The organism is Paenibacillus sp. LPE1-1-1.1, from assembly GCF_040676435.1.
Lineage (GTDB): Bacteria > Bacillota > Bacilli > Paenibacillales > Paenibacillaceae > Pristimantibacillus.
The window spans coordinates 511,672-533,869 of sequence record NZ_JBEGHY010000023.1 but is presented as its reverse complement, the minus strand read 5'-3'; the positions used below and the strand labels follow the sequence as shown (position 1 = coordinate 533,869).

Here is a 22,198-nt window from a genome sequence, read left to right as displayed (position 1 = left end):
TCTATCAATCTATCATTAAAAAAAGTTAGGAGATTCAAAGACAAATGGACTTTCTTACGATTTTAAAAGCGATTATTTTGGGCATTGTGGAAGGACTGACGGAGTTTGCCCCTGTATCCTCGACAGGACATATGGTTATCGTCGACGATATGTGGCTGCAGTCAGAGCAGTATCTAACGAAATACGTAGCGAACACATTCAAGATCGTTATACAGCTGGGATCGATTTTGGCGGTCATTATTATCTTCCGTAACCGATTCATTGAATTGCTCGGATTGCGGCGCGGCGGCCAAGGGGACGTTCAGGGTGCAGCAGTGCCCGCGAAAAAGCTGAAGCTTACGCATGTGCTGGTAGGGCTCATTCCTGCAGGCGTGTTCGGTTTCTTGTTCGATGATTATATCGATGAATATTTGTTTTCCATTAAAACGGTGCTTGTGGGGCTTGTTATCGGAGCGATTTTTATGATTATCGCGGATCGTTTCCGGCCCAAGACGGTTAGTATCGAGACCGTTGACCAGATCACCTATAAACAAGCTCTAACGGTGGGCTTGATTCAATGCTTGTCGTTATGGCCGGGCTTCTCGCGTTCGGGCTCAACGATTTCAGGCGGGGTATTGCTTGGCATGAGCCACAGGGCAGCCGCGGATTTCACATTCATTATGGCGGTGCCGATCATGGCGGGTGCGAGTTTGCTGTCACTGGCCAAAAACTGGGAATACTTCAATGTTGAATCATTGCCGTTTTTTATTGCAGGCTTTCTGAGTGCTTTCGTATTTGCATTGTTGTCTATACGCTTCTTCCTGAAGCTGATCAATAAAATCAAGCTGGTCCCTTTTGCGATTTACCGTATCGTGCTCGCAGCTGTCATTTATATCGTTTATTTCTAAAAAAAATGGCTTGCTCCCTCGAAAAAGGGGAGCAAGCCATTTTTATTTTCCCATTCGGTAGGCGAGCGGTCTTTGAGACTCATATATCCCGTTGCGGCCGGAACAAAGAAAAGCAATGAGGCAGCCGATGAACAAATATATCGCCCCCTCTGAGCCAAAGAGCTCAATGCCCATGATGAAGCAGGCAATCGGAGTCTTAGCGGCTCCGCTGAATACCGAGACAAAACCGATGGCTGCGAGAAAGGGAACGGATAGATGGAGCAATCCGCCAAGCGCGCTGCCTAGCGTTGATCCGATCACGAAGAGCGGCGTCACTTCTCCGCCCTGAAAGCCTGTCCCAAGGGTTAGAGCGGTAAATAATGTTTTGAACAGGAAAACGGCAGGTGACGCCGCTTCTTGAAAGGCATGCTGAATGAGCGGAATGCCAAGGCCTAAATAATCCCGCGTACCGAGAGCATAGACCAGTGCGATAACGAGCAAGCCGCCGATCGCGCTTTTCGCCACTGGATTCGCGAACCATTTGCTAAACAGCTGCTTTAATTTACGCGTGAGCTGAATGAAAACGAAAGCAGATAATCCGAACAGTACCGATGCGCAAATGACTTTGGTCATGACCAGCCAATCGAGCGGGGGGATATCGCCGATTGCATAATGGATATGCTGGATTCCCCAAGCAGTGGTAACCAAATGGCCTACAAAACTTGCTATGAAGCAGGGAAGCAGCGCTTCGTAGCTGATAACTCCGATGGCAAGAACCTCTAATCCAAATACCGCACCCGCCAGCGGCGTTCCGAACACGGCGCCAAAGCCGCTGCTGATGCCGCACATCAAAACAATTTTCCGGTCAAGCGGATTAATTTTTATCAGCCTGCCGAACCATTCGGATAAGCTGCCGCCCATTTGTACGGCCGTTCCCTCCCGGCCGGCTGAACCGCCGAATAAATGCGTCGTTAGCGTCCCGAATAAAACTAGCGGTGCCATTCGTAACGGTACCGCGCCATCTCCCGAATGAATTTGTTCGATAATGAGATTATTGCCTTTGCCAGCCTCTTTCCCATGCTTAAGATAGAGAAAGCTGATGGATGCGCCACCCGCGGGAAGAAGCCATAACAGCCATGGGTGATGAAGCCGTGCTTCCGTAACCCAGTCAAGCGCCGCTAGAAAAAATGCGGATGCCGAGCCTGAGAGGATGCCTATGCTGCCGGCAATAACCAGCCATTTTAAAATATATTTCACTAGATAAAGCAGGTCTAGCTGTCTTTCCTTAACCATACCGATAAACTCCTTTGCCGATCTCCTCACAACTATTATACAGCTCCCTTTTAAGAGGTAAAGAAAATCATGCCAAAGGATTAAAGGTCAACCAACCGCCCTGCACGCCGAGGGAAATCCAAATCAGATGATAAATATTGACGAAGAAATAGAGAACCACCGTGAGAAGTATGCAGGGATTAATCCATCTCCGGTTTTTCGTAAAGCAATAAATCAGAATAAGCAGCATCGGAAGCAAGAGCTTCATGGCGTAATAGCTCGCTATATTCCATTCATAAATGTGCTTAACAATCGGATTCAGCTCGTCGATCAGAAAAAAACGCAGTCCAATGTCGGTAAATGCCGCATCCGTGAAAGATAACAACAGCAATCCGAAAAGCAGTGCCTTTAAATCCCATTTTACGATAGAAGAGATAGCATTCATCCTCCGATCTTAAAAAATCATGGTTAAATCGCATATAAGATGCATATGTTGCCTATGACTTATCATTCCACGGGGATAGCGTTCGAATTAAAGGAGATCATTTTTATGTAATCTTTGACTCCGCATGCAATCTAGTGATATATTTGAGTGTGCGATAAGTACAGGAGATTTCACAGTCGGCTGCGTGCATGCACGCAGCCGTTTGTGCCTATTATATGGAGGCAAGCTACCCTTGAATAAATATCCGTTTGATTTTGATCCGAAGCAACCTTTTATGGCCCAGGCGAGCGATTGGATCGCCGATGTTTTTTATGAAAAGCTGCCTGAGGCCGGTTTTGAAATAAGAGATGAACAAATTTATATGGCGTTTCAATTGGAGCGCGCCTATGCCGATAAACAGACTATTTTTGCCGAGGCAGGAGTGGGTACAGGAAAAACATTCGTCTATTTGCTGTATGCCATCACCTATGCGAGATATACGAGAAAACCGGCAATTATCGCATGCGCGGATGAATCATTAATTGAACAGCTCGTGAAGCCCGAAGGGGATATCGCCAAGCTTGCGCGTTATTTGGATTTAACGATCGATGCAAGATTGGGTAAGTCCGCGGATCAGTATATTTGCTTGAAGAAACTGGAAGACGCGAGAGCAGGCCAGGATCATGCGGAGCTGTTCGACGGCATTTACCGTGAGCTTCCAAGCTTTGTCCACAAGCAGGATTCCATGCAGAGCTTTCATCCGTACGGTAACCGCAAAGATTATCCGAGCTTGAACGATGAGCAGTGGAATGAACTTGGCTGGGATGTATTCCAGGATTGTTTGGTGTGCGATGTCCGGCATCGCTGCGGTCAAACCTTATCGCGAGACCATTACCGCAAAGCGGCGGATGTGATCATCTGCTCCCATGATTTCTATATGGAGCATATTTGGACGTATGAAGCCAGAAAGCGCGAGGGCCAGCTTCCCTTGCTGCCCGAGTACAGTTCTGTCGTCTTTGACGAGGGCCATTTGCTGGAAACAGCCGCGCAGCAAGCGCTGACTTATAAGCTCAATCATGCCGTATTTGAGGGCATTGTGACTCGACTGCTGCAAGAGGAAATCCGCGAGTCGTTAGCCGTTGCCGTCGAGGATGCCATCACGCAAAGCGAACATTTGTTCAAAATGATGAATAAACACAGCCAAAAGGTTCCGGCGTCGGACCGTAAAGAGATTATATGGAGCGCTGAGCTTATTCGCGAGATCAACCGTCTGCAGGATACGCTCTCTGTCATTGAAGAGGAGCTAGTATTTGAAAGTGGCTTGTACACGATAGATACGTACCAGCTGAAAATCGTTGAAGAGCATTTGGAAATGATCCAATTTGCGCTTTCGCTTTTCAAAAAAGAGGACAAGCCGATAAGCTGGGTGTCGCAGGATAAGGAAGGAACCTCGCTTGTTATCATGCCCAAATGGGTAAAGGAAGTGCTGAAGGAGCAGGTGTTTTCTCGTAAAATGCCAATCGTTTTCTCCTCCGCCACGTTATCGGTGAATGGATCCTTCGATTACATGATGGATATTTTGGGCATGGACAGCTCGCTATCCTTCTCGGTACCGTCTCCGTATGATTACGAGAATCAAATGAAGGTTGTCATTCCAAAAACGGATCATTTAATGGGGTTAAATGATAAGGTTGAAGAGACCTATCGCTTCCTGAAGGAAAGCGGCGGCCGGACACTCATTTTATTCCCGTCAATGGAACAGCTGGAGCAATTCAAAGCAAGTTCGGATTTGCATGCCGCATCGGCAGATTACACGTTCTATTATGAGGGAACTAGCGAAATAAGCCATTTGATTGAACAGTTCCAGCAGGATGAAGCGAGTATTTTATGCGCAGTGACGTTATGGGAGGGCTTAGATATTCCGGGTCCATCCTTATCCCAGGTAATCGTGTGGGAGCTTCCGTTCCCTCCGAACGATCCTTTATTCGCGGCGAGAAGAAAGGATGCGGAAGAACCGTTCGAGCAAGTGGATATGCCTTATATGCTGCTTCGCTTAAGGCAAGGTATCGGCCGTTTGATACGGACGCGCGAGGACAGCGGCAAAATCGTTATTTTTGGCGAGAAGCTGAGTGAACAAACGGTACGCGAGCATATCCTGCATATTCTTCCAAGCCATGTACGGGTGGATCAGTAGGGAATAAGAGCTATGCAAATAGAGAGAAGAGGGAATGATCCTTCTTCTCTTTTTTTATGTTCAGCGATCGAATGGCAACCAAAATCGGTACTGCTTTTTCAACTTCCAAAAAAGCATAATTTTTCAAATCCGGAAGATTGGTGTTTATATCCATCCGATTACGGCAAAAATATTGATTATTCGACAAATATCTACACGGAGGAGTTTAACAATGGCGAAGGGCATTGAATTGAATATCCCCGAATGGATTGTATATTTGGAAGCTGTAGTTGTTCTAGTCATACCGCTCATCATTTCTTATATTTTCAAAAGGATCCGAAAAACAAGGGATGAATAACCGAGATGAATGAACTCTTAACGATAAAAATAGCTGCTATACGCGAGCAAATGTCATATCATTCCGATGTCGCGATACGGGAGTTCATTCTCGGTGATACCGAAATAAAGGCTGCGATCGTGTTCGTCAATGGATTATCCGATCGCGATTTGATAGATCTTCATATATTGCAAGCATTAATGTCCTTGACTCGGGATTGTGCGCCGATAACAAAGTCATATTTGATGAACAAAGTATTAACGGTCAGTCAGCTATCGGAAGTAAACGAAATACATGAATTGATTCCGAAGGTACTGATGGGCGCTACCGCATTGTTAATCGATGGAATGCCGGAAATGATTTTGATCGGGACGGTAAAAAGTAAAACAAGAAGCATCGAGGAGCCGATTTCGGAAGCATTGGTCAGGGGACCCCGCGCGGGCTTCAATGAATGCTTATCCGATAATACCGCGCTTTTGCGCAGACATGGCGAAAATGACAGCATGGCCTTTATTAGCATGCAGGTGGGATCGCGCGCGAAAAAAGAGCTGGTCATTGCTTATATGAAAGATATTGCTAATCCGGAACTGCTTGAAGAAGTGAAGGATCGGGTCAGCAAAATTGAAATCGATAATTTACCGGAATCCGGCTACGTCGAGCAGCTAATCGAAGATAATTTTCTTAGTCCATTTCCGCAGATTCAGAGCACGGAGAGGCCGGATCGCGTGATAGGGGCATTGATGGAAGGCAGGGTTGCGATCCTGCTGGACGGTACCCCTTTTGCCTTGATCGCGCCTGTCACCTTTAGTATGCTGCTGCAATCTCCCGAGGATTATTATGAACGCTGGTTTGCGGGTTCGCTGCTCCGACTCCTTCGGTTTTTCGCTGCCATGATTGCCTTGTTGACGCCTGCTATGTATATCTCATTCATTTCTTTCCATCCAGGATTAATTCCTACAAAGCTCGCAATTTCGATTATCGGGGCAAGGGTTGGCGTTCCTTTTTCGTCGCTTGTTGAAGCATTAATCATGGAGATCGCGATAGAAATACTGCGGGAAGCCGGGCTTCGTTTGCCAAAACCGATTGGACCGGCCATGGGCATCGTGGGCGGCTTGATCATCGGCGAAGCAGCCGTGCAAGCAGGAATCGTTAGTCCTATTCTTGTCATTGTCGTTGCGGTAACGGCGATTTCTTCCTTTTCTATTCCACAATACAGTGCAGGAATCGCATTACGCATGCTTCGTTTCGGGGCCATGTTTTGCGCGGCAGCTTTCGGTCTTTACGGGGTGGTGTTGTTTATCCTCCTCTTATGCGCGCATGTATGCAAGCTGAAGAGCTTTGGCGTTCCTTATGCAAGTCCTGGTGCGCCTTATCGGGTTGGGGATTGGAAAGACTTTTTTGTTCGCGTACCCATTTTCTTGATGAAAAAAAGACCAGAAATGCTGCATCCTGCAAATGCCAAAAGGAAAAAGAAGTAATTCTCGGGTTAGAGGGAGGGGCCTATGAAAAAAGCGCAGGATCGGATTACTACCGTCCAAACCGCCGTTATCGTAACCAATTTTATACTTGGATCGGGGATCCTAACCTTGCCGAGAGCTTCCGTTGATATGGTGGGAACGCCGGATGTATGGTTATCCGTACTATTAGGCGGTTTGGTTGCCATTGGAGCGGGCATTCTCATGGCCATATTATCCAAAATGCATGCAGGCCTTACGATCTTTCAATATAATCAGCAGCTGCTGGGTAAATGGATAGGAGGGCTTATTGGATTTTCCTTTATCGTATATTTTTTCATGACTGCTTCGTATCAGGTGCGCGCGCTCTCGGAAGTTACACAATTGTTTTTGCTCGAGGGAACACCGGCTTGGGCTATCGTCATGGTCTTTATGTGGGTTAGTCTCTATTTAATGACTGGCGGGATTAACCCGATCGCGCGATTGTTTGAGCTCATTTTACCTGTCACGATCGTGATTTATTTATTGGTAATGTTTATGTCTCTTAGAATTTTTGAATGGGATCATTTGCGGCCATTTTTGGGTCAAGGAATTTTTCCTGTTTTTAAAGGTATTCGATCAACGGCACTTTCGTTCACAGGCGTTGAGATTATTTTGGTCATTACAGCCTTCATGAGCAATCCTAATAAATCCGTCAAAGCCGTTGTAATTGGCACAGCCATACCTATGTTCATCTACATGCTTACCGTCATTGTCGTTGTAGGCGGGTTATCGGCAGACGGTGTATTAACAAGGACATGGCCAACGCTTGATCTCGTTCGAAGCTTTGAATTTCCCGGCTTGATCTTTGAGAGATTCGAGTCGTTCCTGCTTGTCATCTGGATCATGCAAATTTATTCCACCTTCACGATTACGTATTATGCAGCGGCTCTAGGGATGTCGCAGATTATTAAGGTTAGTATTATGAAATGCCTGTACGCGCTGCTCCCGATCGTATTTTTTATTTCTACGCTCCCAAAAGATTTAAGCGTGCTTTTTGCTTATGGTGATTTTCTTGGAAGTTCGGCATTGTATTTGTTTATTCCGATTCCGATCCTGCTGTTAATGCTGACCAAATGGAAGAAACGCAATAAAGGAGCGAAGGATGATGGGATACCGAAGCTTTAGCAAATTTCGCTGTATAGTTATCGTTTTTAGCCTTCTTGCGCTGATTTTTCAAACGGGCTGCTGGAGCAAGGATGAAATTGAAGATCTGAGTATCATTGTCGGCATGGGCCTGGATATGGCAAATGAAACAAAGCTTGAGGAAAAGCTGGACAAACGACGTACAAATTACCGAAAAAAAGACAACGTCACCTATACGTTGCAAATCGTAGACAAGCAATCAGAAGCGAGGAGCGGAGATGCCAAAAGCGATACCTCGGCCAAACCTTATCTCAACGTATCGGAAACAGGTGATTCGCTTTTTGAGATGATCAGGGAATTTTCCTCCCGCTTGGAGCGTCCGATTATCGGTCATCATCTGAAGGTGATCATCATCAATGAATCATTATCCCGCCGCTATGATATGAATAATCTTCTCAGCTTCATGCTTAGGGACAATGATATTCGGCTCAATTGCTTAGTCGTCATGAGCAGCGGGATTGCAAGAGAGGTCCTGGAAGCAAAAGGGAGATCCATTATTCCAGCCTTTCGGCTTTTTGGCATGAGTGACAACCGGTATCGCACGTATAAAATTTTGCCGCCCATGTCTCTCATTAAACTTGAAGGAAAAATGAATTCAAAATCCAGTTACTTATTGCAAAACGTTATTGCGGTTGACGGTGAAGTGGAATTTTCGGGAGCAGCCGTAGTCAAAGGCAAGTCGCAGAAATTTAGAGGCAGATTAAACGAAGAAGAATTGATAGGCGTAACCTGGTTAAGAGGCGATGGGAAAGGCGGCGCCGTAAAAAGCTATGATCAAAAAACGAAAGAGTTGATCACGTACGAGCTAAAAACAATGAAAAGTAAAATCGTCCCTCATATCGAGGGGAGTAAAATCAGTTTTCACGTGAATATCGAAACCGAAGGACGGATAATTGAAGAATGGCTGGTCACGAATGAACCCGTAGATGCAAAATTTTTAAGCAAGGCAGAGCAAACCGTGGAGAAGGAAATTAATCGCCTCATCAAGCTGGGGCTTAACAAAATCCAGAAGGAATATAAAACGGATGTTGTCGGTTTTGGCACAAGATTGAGTATCAAGCATCCCAAGGTATGGAAAAAAGTAAAAGAGGACTGGGATGAAGAATTTAGCCGTGTTCACATTACTTATGATGTGAAGGTAAAGATTACAGAAACGGGCACAAAGCAAGGACACTAGCCTATTATATAAAGCGGAACAGCTCATTTTTTCGCCAAAAAAACTGCGTGAAATACATATTTCACGCAGTTTGCTTTTATATCGATTTTTAGGCTATCATACTAGAATAGTGACCAGCCAAATAGAGTCTATAATATGGATACATATGGAGGATTTATAATAGGAATGGGATATCATGAAGTGAAGGATAGCTACGGCTTGGAAATGGACCTCTTTTCCATATGGATGAAAAATAAAGGTATGACAAAGTCGACGCATCAAGCTTATATGAGCGATGTCAGTTATTTTCTCCTGACTGTGCATCCGACTGAATCGAAGAAAATTACAAAAATGGATATTATGAGATACATGGCCCTATGCCGTGAGAAGGGAGCCGGGGATGAGGCACGGAACCGGAAGCTTTCTTCGCTCCGTTCTTTTTTTAAAGCGATGATCGAAATGGAGCATTTGGAGAGCAACCCTGCAGCGCTCATTGCGAAGTCGAAGCAGGAGAAAAACCGAATTCCTGTCTATTTGGAGGAGAATGAGCTGGAAGCGCTGCTCCATACGATGAAGGGCAAATATTATATCCGGAATGTTTCAATCGTGCTGCTGATGGCATATGCCGGCCTGCGGGTAGGGGAGGTCCATCGGATGAATGTACAGGATTTACAGCAGGACGGATCTATCCATATTTTAGGGAAGGGACGCAAATGGCGTGTTATCCCGCTGCCGGATGCCTTGCAGCATATGCTGAATGAGGCATTGGCAGATCGCAAGGAATCAAGGCAGGGCAAGGAGCAGCCGTTTTTTGTTTCCCAATTCGGACGAAGATTATCCATTCGAATGATTCAGACCATTGCGGATGATACGATCAAGCAGTTGAAGGAGCAGATGCCAGCGCTGGCGGATAAACGGTTATCAAGCCATAAGCTGCGCCATTCGTTTGCTACTATGCAAATTCGCAGCGGAACCGATATCCGAACGCTGCAAGAGCTCCTTGGGCATGCCAGCATAGAAACGACGCAAATTTACACGCACATCGATAATAAGCAGCTTCGGAGTGCCATGAACAATATTTCCAGTAAAATTCCTTTGAAATTTCAAAGTAGTTAACGTAATTATAATTATGTAAACAAAACATGAAAATGAGCATTGGTTTACATAAAATTCCTATTGCTTATCCAAAAGTGAAACCTTATGAAGCTCTCATGGAACATAAAGTGAATAATCCGCACGAAATAAAAAAGCAGTTGAGAGATACCAAACGTATCTTTCAACTGCTTTTTTGCTAATAAGAACCAGCGGCAACAAGCTTGCGTCTTTCTTCGCGCTCTTCAGGCAGCATGCGCGGACAGGTATAGCATTTTTGACCGTCTATGCGGCATTCATACATGCAGCAGGAGGAATTCAGCATAAGCTTTCCGCCCTCGGGAGTCCATGGATTATCAATATAACGCGGTTTATGAATGAATGGATTGCGTTTACGGTTAAATACTTCAGCAGGCAGTCCCGCTAAAACATCAAAATCCCGTTGGAAATTGGCTAGAAGAGCGGGGTCTTGAATATTTTGATGCACATAATCACGTACAAAATGGATTTGGCCGCCTACTTGATTCCAGATCATGGCCGATTTCACATCGGCACTTACAGCAACGGCTTCGACGATAGCATTGATTTCGTTTTTGAAATAAGTACCAAAGGCATGTTCGAGAAAAGCTTTACGATCCCCGTCGTTATGGGGTACCTCTGTCCAGCGCAATTCATTAATTTTGAAGCCAAGATGAGCATGATCATTATGCTGTTCCAGCTGAAAGGTTAAATTTTGGAGCGATAAATCTAAATATCGGTTGTATTGGGCTGCAAAAATGAGATTCGTAATGCAAAGGTTGAAAAAGGACATGCCGACAAATGATGCCGCTAATTCCATGCCGGTCGCTTGAACCATATTGCCCGCTTGGATCAAAGTGGCATGTGAAATTTCACGAATTAGAAAATCAACGGCGGGTATCTCATAAACGGGATGAGCAGCACCGCCAGGTGAAATGTGGAAATAAGTTTCAACAAGCGTAAAATCCATTTGATTTGGCATCCGCGTCTCCTCTTAACTAAAATAATGAACGATAGAGTATATGCATTAATGATAACGATTATCATTTTCTGTACATTCATTTTTAGTATAGGAGGAAGCTATCGTACTGTCAATAAAAACGGCTCTACAATCGCTTTTACTCGCTTAAGGCCTTCCCACATATCGCCGGGGCCGTCATAAATAAGGACATAGGCACGGTCAAAGCCCGTTTCTCCAACCTTCTGAAGATAAGCAAGCAGCTCAGCTTTATCCGGAATGCCTGCTTCATCGTAAGTGGGTTTTACATGGACCGAAACGCTAAGGGGAGCAGTTGCTCCGATTTCCTCGATTTTTCCGTCTCCGTGATAGTTGCCGAAATCCGTAATAAAACCGACGGGCTTTCCAGCCTTCGCAAGCAGTTTGAGGCTGCTGTCAGCAGTAGAAGTGAGTGATTTGAAATTTTCCGTAATGACATGCACGGCCTTGGAAGCACCGTACGATGCCAGCTCTGCTAAGGAGTCGGCAGAAATTTGGATGGCTGCTTCATCCGTGGGCGAAGCTTCTCCTGCAATCACGCGAATTTGTTTTGCTCCGCAAAGCGATGCAATATCGATCCATTTTTTAATAAAAGCGAAGTCGGCTTTACGTTTGCTTTCATCCAATGAAGTGATATCGCCATAGTCTAGCAGCAGTGTATCGAATTTGACATTTGCCTCGAAAAAGGACTGTTTTAGCTGTTCTAAATAGGCCGGATCCGTCGATGGAAAATGAAAATGGCAAACCTCAAGCGCTTGATAGCCTCTGGCGGCTGCTTCAGCCGGAAGCTCGAGCAAGGTTAACTGCTGCGGCTGCTCCTGTACCCTAATCTGATGGTTTTTGGTTTCCGTATCCCAATACGTCAAGCGGAGAGGTCCCAAATGGCGATGCAAGCTCCATGTGCTAATAGATAGGTATGACACGAATGATCCCGCCTTTTAATATAATGGTTAAACCTAACAATAGCATAGCATGTAATAAACCGAAAAAAACGTTCGCATTTGGCATATAGTTCCTCAGGATAGTGTTTTTGCTCGGGAGAGCATTGGTTCAAGCGGAAATTCGCTCAAATTCGTTCACCATTCCCTTTACTTCACTTATTCCAACAGGATGAGCTTTCAATAAGGGAGGTTCACAGCAGATGGAAATTAAAAAATCGATATCCGAGAAAATATTTTTTCTTTTAAAGTTTTTTTATAAACCGGGGCAGATAGGTAGCGTGACGCCAAGCTCGAATTATTTAGCGCGAAAAATGGTTGGAGGCGTCCCATGGCATGCCGTGAATCATTTGGCTGAACTTGGCGCGGGCACGGGAGCGATAACCAAATACATTAAGAAGGCTGCTCGAAACGAAACTAAAATATTGTTATTTGAAAAGGATCCTTATATGTTTAAAGCCTTGAAAGAGGCATATCCTGATTTTATTATCCTCCAGAACACGATGGGACTTCATGAAGCTTTAACCCGAGAAGGAATCGAACATCTGGATTGCATCATAAGCGGACTTCCTTTTTTCAATTTCCCGCAAGCATACAGGACGGCTTTGTTGGAACAGATCGTGTCTTCTTTACGGGATGACGGTTTGTTTATTGCTTTTCAATATTCGCTGCAAATGAAGAAGCAGTTGAGCTTCTATTTTGATATTGATGAAATCAAATTTGTTCCGATTAATATTCCTCCTGCCTTTGTTTACGTCTGCAGAAAAAAACATCGTCCGGAATCCTAACAAGGATGATTTGGTGCTGAATGGGCCGAAAGGTTTTTGCTAAATAGGCGATAAGCATTATAATAAGTAATATAGGCTGTTGAAAAGCTGAAAAAAGCGAGTTTGTCAGGGAAGGAAAGAGAACAATGGAAACGAAACGTATTACGACCGATGAGCAATTAGATGATGCATTCCGTATTCGGAAAGCAGTCTTCGTGAAGGAGCAGGGTGTAGCGGAGGAAGTAGAGCTGGATGAATTTGAAGATATCGCCGATCATGTCCTCGTTTACTACGAGAACGAGCCCGTAGGTACGGGAAGAGTGCGTGTTGTGGATGAATACGCGAAGCTGGAGCGGATTTGTGTGTTATCCTCGCATCGGATGCACCGGTTAGGCAAAGCGATCATGGACGAGCTTGAAGCCATTGCGCGCGAGAAAGGCATGAAGAAAGCCAAGCTGCACGGACAAGTGCAGGCAGCAGCTTTTTACGAAAAACAAGGATATGAAGTCGCATCTACCGTATTTATGGAAGAAAACATCCCGCATGTTAAGATGGTTAAAGATTTATCCCATTAATTATTTTTCGAAGCTTCATTTGGCTATGGATTTAAAAATGGAGTGCAAATTGGCGACAATTTGTCACTCCTTTTTTGTTTTTATGTAACCACCAAAGATTCAACAAAATAATTTGCAAAGGAACCTGTTGGTGTGCGCAACCAACAGGTTCTTAACGATGGATCAGATCAATTTTTTGCGAAACTGAGAAGGCGATACACCTTTCACTTTCTTAAACATTTTCGAGAAGAGAAGAGGGTCTGAATAACCAACGGAATGGGAAATATCAGAGACCGACAGCTGCTGATTATTCATTAAGTCGCACGCTTTATCCATACGGTAATGCAATAAATACATCTGAGGGGATAGCTTCTCGACCTCTTTAAACAAAGAAGAGAAATAAATACGGTCAATTCCGATCCGATAAGCGAGCTCGGCAATGCTTATTTTGGTGTAGTAATTCATTTTGATAAATTCGACGGCTTTGCGCACGTATTCATCCTTTGCTTTTGGCATATACCCCAATTGATTAGGTCCGGTCAGCATCTCGATCCACTCGGAGAAAAGCCGGTACAACAGACTGTGTACGATTAACCCGCTGTTTTTCTCGAGAGCTTCTGCTTCAGACAGCTGATCCAGCCAAGGGTCGAACCAATTTGCCGGCGCATAGGTGAAATATGGCGATTCTTTGCTGAGCCCCACTTGTTCAAGCAAATCCTCAACGCTGCTGCCTTGGAAAGCTATCCAAGAATAAACCCAAGGTTCCTGCTCGTCAGCTTTCATATGGCATATGATATTCGGAAAAACCATGAAGCCTTGCCCTTTATTTAGCTCATACGTATGACCGTTTATTTGATAGCTACCTTTGCCTTCATGAATAAATAGAATTTTATAATGGTCTTTTACCCCTGGCCCCCAATTGTAGCCCGGTGGGCAGTATTGCTTTCCATGATAATAATAAATGAGATCATAACGCTCGCACATGCTGTTCAGCTCCTGCCAATGAATCTTATACACCTTACATTATGACATATAAATCTTGCTTGTGGACATTCCTTATTCCAGTATAAATCAATATAATTTGAAAGTAATCAGATGCGGAAGAAAACATTATAGCATATTTAGTTCAAGGAAATCACACTAATAGGATAAGGGGACTACCATTACATGCCATACACAGCAGAACCATCACGTTATTCCGATATGTTGTACAAACGCGCAGGAAAAAGCGGCGTTAAGCTGCCGGCCATTTCACTAGGGCTTTGGCAAAACTTTGGCGGCAACCAGCCTCTGGAAAATTCAAGAGCCATGATTTTAAAAGCATTTGATCTGGGTATTAACCATTTTGACCTTGCAAATAATTATGGACCGCCTGCAGGATCTGCCGAAGAAACGTTCGGTGCGGTATACAAGAAGGACCTTGTTCCTTATCGGGACGAGCTGCTTATCTCCACCAAAGCAGGTTATTACATGTGGGAAGGACCCTACGGCGAATGGGGCTCGCGTAAAAACCTGCTGTCCAGCCTTGACCGCAGCCTAACGAGAATGGGCCTGGATTATGTCGATATATTTTATTCTCACCGCCCTGACCCGGAAACGCCGTTAGAGGAAACGATGGGAGCGCTTGACCATGCCGTCCGGCAAGGCAAAGCGTTATATGTTGGATTATCAAATTACAGTGCGGAGCAAACCAGCGCGGCGGTAAAAATTCTGAAAGAGCTTGGTACGCCATGTCTGATTCATCAGCCGAACTATTCGATGCTCAATCGTTGGATTGAAGATGGGCTGCAGGATGTGCTTGTTGAGCAAGGCATTGGGTCAATTGCTTATTGCCCGCTCGGAAGAGGTCAGCTAACGAATAAATACGTCGATAAAATCGAAGCGGAATCCAAGGCGCCGAGCGGCACAATGAAGCCGGAAGCCATTGCCATTGAACGCGTACGGAAATTCCGCAGCTTGGAGGCTTTTGCCGCCAAGAGAGGACAAACCCTTTCGCAATTGGCATTATCATGGGTGCTTCGCGAAGGCGGGGTCACGTCAGCGCTTATCGGCGTCAGCCGCGTCAGCCAAATCGAAGAAAATGTAAAGGCACTCGAGAGCGCACCGTTAACCGTTGAAGAAATTTCAGAGATCGATTCAATTATTCATAATATTGGAAATCTTCCATGGTAAAAACAAACCCAGGCGAACCTGCCTGGGTTTTTCTTTGTCTTCGCCGGCAAAATTAAACCAAAAGCAGGAAATGCAATGTATTCTGTGGAAATATTGGATGAAAAAACAATGAAATGAATGAGGGAAACTATGACCGAACTAAGTGTAGCTTACATTGATTCATTCGCGCTAAACGCGGGTGCGATCAAAAACGGAAATGATCTCGTTCGTAAAAACAGCTTTCAGAAGCTAGCGCGAACGGAAGATGGAACGCTGCTTTTCGGTGAATGCAAAGGAAGCGGCAAAGAGCCTTACAGCTGTTCGGCAGACTTTGTAAAAACGGAGCAGCCTGTATTTCGTTGTTCTTGTCCAAGCCGGCAGTTTCCTTGCAAACATATATTAGGACTCCTGTACGCCTATGCGGGCGGAAAACCCTTTGAAATTGCCGATATTCCTGCCGATATTGCGGATAAACGGGAGAAAGCAGACAAACGCGAGGAAAAGAAAAAAGAAACAGCCGCAGCTCCGCCAGGTACGGAGGCCAAGCGCAGGGTTAATAAAAATGCATTGGCTAAAAAACTCGCCTCGCAGTTAGAGGGCATTGAGCTTGCTCATAAGCTGGTCCAGCAAATTGTCCAATCTGGTTTGGCGTCTTTGGATAAACGTTCAATTCGTATGTATGAAGACCAAGCGAAGCAGCTTGGCAATCATTTTGTGCCGGGTTTGCAAGCTGCTTTTCGCGAAGTATTTATTTTAATAAATGCAAGCGATAACCATGAAGCGGTTTATTCGGAAGCATTCGAGATGCTTTCTGCCCTGCATGCCTTGCTTAAAAGAAGCCGTGACTACATTACTGCGCGCATGGTAGATCCTGAACTGCCGATGGATATCACGAGTGTTCTAGAAGAAAAGATCGGACACGCTTGGCAGCTTTCAGAGCTTCGCGAGCAGGAGCTTATTCGCAAGAATATGGAGCTTATGCAGCTAAACTTCCGCTCCTATTCGGATGAAGCGCGCGGGGAGTATGTAGATGAGGGGCATTGGCTTCAGCTGGAAGACGGCGAAATCGTCATTACGCGGAACTATCGGCCATTCAGAGCAGCAAAGCATATGAAAGAGGACGATTCCGTCTATATGGCCGTTCAAACGAAGGAACTGTTTACCTATCCGGGTGAGCTGAACAAAAGAGTGAGATGGGAAGAGATGACCATGCGGGAGTGCAGCGCAGACGACCGGAAAAAAATCCGATCGTTTGCCGAGCACTCCTACGGCGCAGCATTGAAAGCCGTAAAAAATCATTTAAAAAACCCGTTAGCCGATAAAAATCCAGTTCTGCTGCTCCATGCTGCAGAAGTGGCCAAAACGGAAAAGGGCTGCGTCTTGGTTAATGAAACGGGAGAAAGGATGCCGCTTGCCAACATAGCGAGACTTGGATATCCTACGCTGCAGCTGCTGCCGCATTTGAATCAAGAGCAAATGAAAAATACGGCGGTATTGGTCATGTTCGAGGATCAATTATCTGAAGGCAAGCTTGTTGCCCAGCCGCTGACTCTGATAACCGAGAATGAAATGATCCGATTATTTTATTAATGCGCGACGAAGGAGCATAGGATGAGCATTCCATTACTTAGAGAATTGCATCAAGACGTACGCCGTTTAGTCATCGCGGGAGCGGGCATTGCGGCGGATGATTTAAAGCTGAAGCGGATGCTGCCGCAGCTGCAGCAGCTAGGGGAGAAAGCACCTATTTTCAAACGGGTTGCCGAAGAAGTTAACGGTGTTACGGCGGCCAAGCCGGAGCATGCGTCAGGGAAGCTCTTGGATTTAGCGGTCCTGCTTCACGCGGTCTTGCACACCCAAAGCTCGGCGGAAGCGGAAGGCGAACTGCTTCCGCTCGGGAACCCGGCCCATTCCATTAACGTGACCACGGTAGTCCCTTATAGAAAGCTGAAGCCATTGCTTGATGCGTTGACCCAGCGCGGGCCCGGCCGCCTTGAGACCATCAAACAAGGTGCAGAAGATGGCTTATTTGCCGATTTTCGAACGTTTATTCCGGCAGTAAACGGACTGAGGGACAGCTATGCGGAAATTGCGGAGTATATCGCGGAGAAAGTGATCCCGCAGATGGGTGCAGCGGTACTTCCTATTTTGCATGAGCAATTTCAAATCCAGGGAAACAGCGGCGACGCCAGACTGCTAGTTTGTATATACCAGTTGACCTCGGATACCGAATCGCTTTGGCCGCTTTTTACTGCTGCTTCGAAGGAAGGCGCGCAGCCGGTTCGAATTGCTGCGATTTCTTTAATGGCAGGTTTGCCTGCTTTTGAAGACGAATTGCTGGAATTGTCGCATGACAAAAAGAAAGAGATCCGAGGCGCTGCGTTAACCGCGCTTTCAAGGCTGCATTCTGACCGCGTCGTCGGGCGCTTGATTGATGCCCTGGCAAAAAAGGATACAGAGCTTGCCATTGCACCAATACAAGTATGTACAGCACCACGGCTCACCGAGCAGCTCCTTCAATTTGGTTCATCACTAGTCGGTAAAATCGAGTCGGGCGAACAAAACGCCGTTTTAAAAGAAACGCTGGGAGGCGTGATTTCATGTTTTCAAACCAAAGCTAATGAGAGCGCAGTAAGATCATTTTTAATGCTTGTTCTCTCTAATGAAAAGCTGGATTTCAAAGAATACGAATCGCTTTTGAACGAAGCGGCTCAAATTTTGTTGAATTCCAAGGATCAGCTTGCTTTGACGTATCTGCATGAGCTGCGGGATAACCGGCCTACTCTCATAGGCTATTCGTTAAAAGCTGCTCTCCGTTTGCTAGACCCTGCTGAGCTGTACGATCAATACGAAAGCTATCTTACGCAGAAAAAAAGCAAAAATGCGCGTGAGCTGCTTCAAGCCTTTTATGTTTGTACGCCTAATTCCTTTGCTCATATGATCTCGGAACAGGAGGAGCAATCGGATTTCGCGTGGGATGCAAGATGGGTCGATCGATTCGTGGAGCTGAACGAAGAAGAGCTGGTTTGCCGTTTGGTTAGAGAGCCGGATAAGAAGATCGTGGCTTATCTGGTCGAAAAGTCCAAGGTTGCGCCTCAGCTGATGAAACCGCGGACCGTTCATCTTTTTCATGCGTTATTTAGGGTTGGACACAGGGAAACGGCTGACTTGTTCCTTCCCGCTTTGGAGCAGGCAACGCAGCATTCCTATTATTATTTGGATCGGGAGATTCAGCTCTTAATTGCGATGCTGCCAAGCCATTCCGCGGAGAAGCTGTATCAAATCGCCGATAAAATCACTTATGAATATTCACGCAATCAATTAAAACAGTTGGCCGATCATGTTGCCGCCAAGCCGGCAGCAATCGAAACGGATGCAGAGGGAGCGGGATTTTTAGCATGGATAAAAAACAAACTATCTTAAGACAGCCGGCAGAGCTGCTGTACGCGCATGAGCTGGAAGCGTTGAAAGCCCATGATCAAGGTGAAAAACCTGCCGGCTGGCAGCTGTCACCGCGGGCCGTGCTTACCTTTATTACAGGCGGACGTGCTGGAGAGGTCGAAATTACGCCAAAATATATCGGCCATACTCGTTTGGTGGAAATCGCGATCGCTACCTTGCTAACCGATCGTGCACTGCTTCTAATCGGAGAACCGGGAACGGCAAAATCATGGCTCTCGGAGAATCTAACGGCAGCCATCCATGGCGATTCCTCCAAAGTCATTCAAGGAACCGCGGGCACAAGCGAGGAGCAGGTACGCTATTCATGGAATTACGCGATGCTGCTGGCAAATGGCCCTTCGGAGGAAGCGTTGGTGAAAAGTCCGATTTACCGTGCAATGGAAACAGGCGGCATCTCGCGTTTTGAGGAGATTTCGCGCTGCGCATCGGAGGTGCAGGATGCGCTCATATCCATTTTGTCCGAGAAGACGATTTCGGTTCCTGAGCTGGGAAGGGACATTCCGGCAGAAAGAGGGTTCTCTATTATTGCGACAGCGAATACAAGGGATCGCGGCGTAAATGATATGTCGGCCGCATTAAAACGGCGTTTTAATATCGTGGTGCTTCCGGCGCCTTCCGATTTAGAAACAGAAGTATCCATCGTACGCAAGCGGGTGAGCGAGATCGCTTCAAATTATCGGCTCGGCGAGGCGGTTCCGGAAGAGGAGGCGGTACGCAAGGTTGTCACGATTTTCCGTGAGCTGCGCAGCGGCATGACCCTGGATGGCAAGGAAAAGCTTAAGCAGCCAAGCGGAGCGATCTCGACGGCCGAAGCGATTTCTTTGTTGATCAACAGCATGGCACTGGCGAGCAGTTTTGGCGATGGGCAGGTAGCCGAAGAGGATCTTGCGGCGGGCTTGCTCGGCGCGGTTGTGAAGGATGAAGCCAAGGATGATGCGGTATGGAAGGAATATTTGGAAAATGTGATGAAGAAACGGGGAGCCGAGTGGAGAGGGCTATATCGTGCTTGCCGTGAGCTTAATTCGTGAGCGCGGGTGCCGCAGCACGGCACGGCGTCCATCTATTCGGCGTGCGCCATCTCTCGCCAAACGGCGCGCTCCAGCTGCTCAGTTATTTAAATGAGACGAAGCCGCTTTTAGTCCTTGTCGAGGGTCCATCGGATGCGTCAGAGCTGATTAGTCAGATCACGTCAAGCGGAGTGAAGCCTCCCATCGCGATTTTGGCCTATACGGAGCAGCTGCCTATCCGTACGGTTGTTTTCCCGCTAGCCGAATATTCGCCGGAATATCAGGCATTTCAATGGGCGTCCGCGAATGGAGCGGAGGCAAGGTTTATTGATCTGCCGTCGGATGTCTCCGTTAGCCTATATGCAAGCCGTAGAGCCGCATTGGAAAAGGAAGAGGAATCAGAAGGCGCGCGCGAGTACCGTCAGCAAAGCAATGGACGTTACGAGCAAGTCGCTTTGCTGGCTGGAGAACCCGATTACGAAACCTATTGGGAGCGTCATTTTGAACAAATAAACGACCAAAGAAGTTACCGCCTTGCCATGCATGCTTTCTCGAACGAAATGCACGGGCTTTCCGAGGCAGAGGAGCGAATGCATACGCCGCTGGAGGCTGCGCACAATGAAATCCGAGAGGCTTATATGAGGTCCCAAATCTCCAAAGCGATTGCAGAGGGCATTCCGGCAAACCGCATCGTGGTCGTAACAGGCGCCTATCATACCTCTGCGTTAGAAGCGGAACGGCCGGGATTGTCGGGGGAGGAAATGGCTTCCTTTCCGTCCAATCCGACCAAGCTGACCTTGATGCCTTATTCGTACTATAAGCTGTCTAACCATTCTGGCTACGGAGCAGGCAATATGGCACCTTCGTATTTTGAGCTGGCATGGCAGTGCGCAAAGAAAGGGGATCCCGCTAAGCTGGCGTCGCTCTATCTTGCTACGATTGCCGGCCATATGCGCGAGAGCGGAACGTTCCGTTCCGCTGCTTCCGTTATTGAAGCGGTTAGGCTCGCCGAGTCGTTAGCTTCCTTGCATGGTGGAAGGCAGCCGGTATTACGAGACCTTCATGATGCCGCCGTCACTTGTCTTGGATACGGAGAGCTGGCGAATGTTGCGGATGCGATCGTCAGAACGGATGTTGGAACCCGCATCGGCTTTCTGCCGGAAGGCGTCAGCCAAACGCCGATACAGGATGATTTGAACCGGAATTTAAAGACGTTAAAGCTTGAAAAATATAAGACGACCGTAGCGGCCGAGCTCGAGCTGGATCTCCGTGAAAACCGGAGAGTGAAGTCCGAGGAGGCTGCGTTTCTCGATTTAAGAAGATCCTTTTTCCTTGAAAGAATTCAACTGCTGCAAATTAGCTTTGCCAAGAAGCGTGGGGTCAGGCAGGACAGCGCGACCTGGGCGGAAAGCTGGGTGCTGCGCTGGACGCCGGAGGCGGAAATCGAAGCGGTTGAATCCATCATGAAAGGGGAGACGATTGAGATTGCCGCTTCGTTTCACATCAAAGAGTCCTTGGCACAAAGCGCGAATATCGTAGATGCCGCGGTACTTGTCCGGGCGGCATGGCAGTGCGGTCTTCCTGCTTCCATGGAAGATGCCCGGCAAACGCTCCAGCGGCTTGCGGTAGACGCTGGCGATTATTCGCAAATTGCAGGTACGCTCCGGGAGCTGTCATTATTAGTGCAATTTGGCGATGTCCGCAAAATGGATACGGCGGTTTTAATCCCGCTGCTGCAGCAGCTGTTTTTGCGGGGAACGCTGCTTCTGGTTGACTCTGCCGCATGCAGCGATGATGCGGCTGCGGCAATGGCATCGGCCATTATCGATATGCATGCGGTTTCCCAACAGCATTTCGATATGGTAGACGATGAGCGTTGGGTGACTCAGCTGGAGATGCTCGCCTACCGGGATGACCGCAACGCGAAGCTTTCCGGACTCGCCTTTGCTCTGCTTCTAGAGCGAAATCTAATCGATCATGACCGTTTAGCCAGGGAGGTATCCAGAAGATTATCGCCGGGGATCCCTGCAGATATCGGCGCAGGCTGGTTTGAAGGCATGTCGCTAAGAAACCGCTATGTGCTAATCTCTCGCAGGCAGCTATGGGAGCAGCTTAATCTGTATACCGCTTCGCTTGATGATGAGCAGTTCAGGCGTTCATTGGTTTTTCTTAGAAGGGCCTTAGCTGCTTTTGAACCAAGAGAGAAGAACGCGATTGCCGAAATGCTGGGCGACTTATGGGGATTTGGCGAAACGGAAGCTGCCGATGTCCTGCAGCGACCGCTTAGCAGCGAAGAGCAACAAAAATTGGACGAGCTCAACGAGTTCGATTTTGGAGACCTATAA

The 22,198-nt window shown here is 46.8% G+C and carries 18 protein-coding genes and 1 pseudogene; 14 read left to right on the top strand and 5 right to left on the bottom strand.

Features of this window, described 5'->3' with window-relative positions:
* Positions 1 to 44 precede the first annotated feature (44 nt).
* Entirely contained in the window at positions 45 to 887 is an 843-nt protein-coding gene (locus tag MRBLPE1_RS19085; RefSeq protein WP_364148405.1) for an undecaprenyl-diphosphate phosphatase, read from the top strand.
* Positions 888 to 929: 42 nt separating this feature from the next.
* On the opposite strand, the gene MRBLPE1_RS19080 is transcribed toward MRBLPE1_RS19085, so the two are convergent.
* Together MRBLPE1_RS19080 and MRBLPE1_RS19075 are read right to left on the bottom strand one after the other, a co-directional pair.
* On the bottom strand, positions 930 to 2,159 hold the full coding sequence (locus MRBLPE1_RS19080) for a voltage-gated chloride channel family protein (RefSeq protein WP_364148404.1): 1,230 nt from the start codon (positions 2,157 to 2,159) through the stop codon (positions 930 to 932).
* A gap of 67 nt (positions 2,160 to 2,226) precedes the next feature.
* Positions 2,227 to 2,583: a DUF5658 family protein gene (locus tag MRBLPE1_RS19075; RefSeq protein WP_364148402.1), complete on the bottom strand. Its 357-nt coding sequence runs from the start codon at positions 2,581 to 2,583 to the stop codon at positions 2,227 to 2,229.
* Positions 2,584 to 2,815: 232 nt separating this feature from the next.
* On the opposite strand from MRBLPE1_RS19075, the gene MRBLPE1_RS19070 reads away from it, so the two are divergent.
* The 6 genes and pseudogenes from MRBLPE1_RS19070 to MRBLPE1_RS19045 all read left to right on the top strand — a co-directional run bounded on the left by MRBLPE1_RS19070 (position 2,816) and on the right by MRBLPE1_RS19045 (position 9,983).
* Entirely contained in the window at positions 2,816 to 4,756 is a 1,941-nt protein-coding gene (locus tag MRBLPE1_RS19070) for an ATP-dependent DNA helicase (protein WP_364148400.1), read from the top strand.
* A gap of 211 nt (positions 4,757 to 4,967) precedes the next feature.
* A complete protein-coding gene (locus MRBLPE1_RS19065) occupies positions 4,968 to 5,093 on the top strand; it encodes a hypothetical protein (RefSeq protein ID WP_364148399.1) in 126 nt (41 codons plus the stop codon).
* Between the two features lie 38 nt (positions 5,094 to 5,131).
* Positions 5,132 to 6,550 (top strand): annotated as a pseudogene (locus MRBLPE1_RS19060) (spore germination protein); the annotation flags it as partial.
* Positions 6,551 to 6,574: 24 nt separating this feature from the next.
* The gene (locus MRBLPE1_RS19055; protein ID WP_364148396.1) at positions 6,575 to 7,693 is read left to right on the top strand and encodes a spore germination protein; all 1,119 of its coding nucleotides are present in this window, start codon (positions 6,575 to 6,577) and stop codon (positions 7,691 to 7,693) included.
* Positions 7,674 to 8,888 carry a Ger(x)C family spore germination protein gene (locus tag MRBLPE1_RS19050; RefSeq protein ID WP_364148393.1) on the top strand — a complete coding sequence of 405 codons (1,215 nt, stop codon included), beginning with the start codon at positions 7,674 to 7,676 and terminating at the stop codon, positions 8,886 to 8,888. The genes MRBLPE1_RS19055 and MRBLPE1_RS19050 overlap by 20 nt, the downstream gene beginning before the upstream one ends.
* Before the next feature lie 165 nt (positions 8,889 to 9,053).
* Entirely contained in the window at positions 9,054 to 9,983 is a 930-nt protein-coding gene (locus MRBLPE1_RS19045) for a tyrosine-type recombinase/integrase (protein WP_364148390.1), read from the top strand.
* A 175-nt stretch (positions 9,984 to 10,158) separates the two neighbouring features.
* On the opposite strand, the gene MRBLPE1_RS19040 is transcribed toward MRBLPE1_RS19045, so the two are convergent.
* Positions 10,159 to 10,959, bottom strand: coding sequence for a hypothetical protein (locus MRBLPE1_RS19040; RefSeq protein ID WP_364148387.1), 801 nt, complete (start codon positions 10,957 to 10,959; stop codon positions 10,159 to 10,161).
* 98 nt (positions 10,960 to 11,057) lie between these two features.
* Positions 11,058 to 11,897 carry a sugar phosphate isomerase/epimerase family protein gene (locus MRBLPE1_RS19035; protein WP_364148384.1) on the bottom strand — a complete coding sequence of 280 codons (840 nt, stop codon included), beginning with the start codon at positions 11,895 to 11,897 and terminating at the stop codon, positions 11,058 to 11,060.
* Positions 11,898 to 12,115: 218 nt separating this feature from the next.
* On the opposite strand from MRBLPE1_RS19035, the gene MRBLPE1_RS19030 reads away from it, so the two are divergent.
* Both MRBLPE1_RS19030 and MRBLPE1_RS19025 read left to right on the top strand, forming a co-directional pair.
* A complete protein-coding gene (locus MRBLPE1_RS19030; protein WP_364148383.1) occupies positions 12,116 to 12,700 on the top strand; it encodes a class I SAM-dependent methyltransferase in 585 nt (194 codons plus the stop codon).
* 125 nt (positions 12,701 to 12,825) lie between these two features.
* On the top strand, positions 12,826 to 13,254 hold the full coding sequence (locus MRBLPE1_RS19025) for a GNAT family N-acetyltransferase (protein ID WP_364148380.1): 429 nt from the start codon (positions 12,826 to 12,828) through the stop codon (positions 13,252 to 13,254).
* A 162-nt stretch (positions 13,255 to 13,416) separates the two neighbouring features.
* On the opposite strand, the gene MRBLPE1_RS19020 is transcribed toward MRBLPE1_RS19025, so the two are convergent.
* Complete coding sequence (locus MRBLPE1_RS19020) at positions 13,417 to 14,217, bottom strand: AraC family transcriptional regulator (RefSeq protein ID WP_364148378.1); 801 nt, start codon at positions 14,215 to 14,217, stop codon at positions 13,417 to 13,419.
* A 183-nt stretch (positions 14,218 to 14,400) separates the two neighbouring features.
* Between MRBLPE1_RS19020 and MRBLPE1_RS19015 the strand changes: the two genes are divergently transcribed.
* From MRBLPE1_RS19015 to MRBLPE1_RS18995, 5 genes are all read left to right on the top strand, one after another.
* Entirely contained in the window at positions 14,401 to 15,405 is a 1,005-nt protein-coding gene (locus MRBLPE1_RS19015) for an aldo/keto reductase (RefSeq protein ID WP_364148376.1), read from the top strand.
* Positions 15,406 to 15,534: 129 nt separating this feature from the next.
* A complete protein-coding gene (locus MRBLPE1_RS19010) occupies positions 15,535 to 16,974 on the top strand; it encodes an SWIM zinc finger family protein (RefSeq protein WP_364148374.1) in 1,440 nt (479 codons plus the stop codon).
* Positions 16,975 to 16,995: 21 nt separating this feature from the next.
* Complete coding sequence (locus tag MRBLPE1_RS19005) at positions 16,996 to 18,807, top strand: HEAT repeat domain-containing protein (protein WP_364148372.1); 1,812 nt, start codon at positions 16,996 to 16,998, stop codon at positions 18,805 to 18,807.
* The gene (locus MRBLPE1_RS19000; RefSeq protein ID WP_364148370.1) at positions 18,783 to 19,874 is read left to right on the top strand and encodes an AAA family ATPase; all 1,092 of its coding nucleotides are present in this window, start codon (positions 18,783 to 18,785) and stop codon (positions 19,872 to 19,874) included. Before MRBLPE1_RS19005 ends, MRBLPE1_RS19000 begins: the two co-directional genes overlap by 25 nt.
* Entirely contained in the window at positions 19,871 to 22,198 is a 2,328-nt protein-coding gene (locus MRBLPE1_RS18995) for a DUF5682 family protein (RefSeq protein WP_364148367.1), read from the top strand. Before MRBLPE1_RS19000 ends, MRBLPE1_RS18995 begins: the two co-directional genes overlap by 4 nt.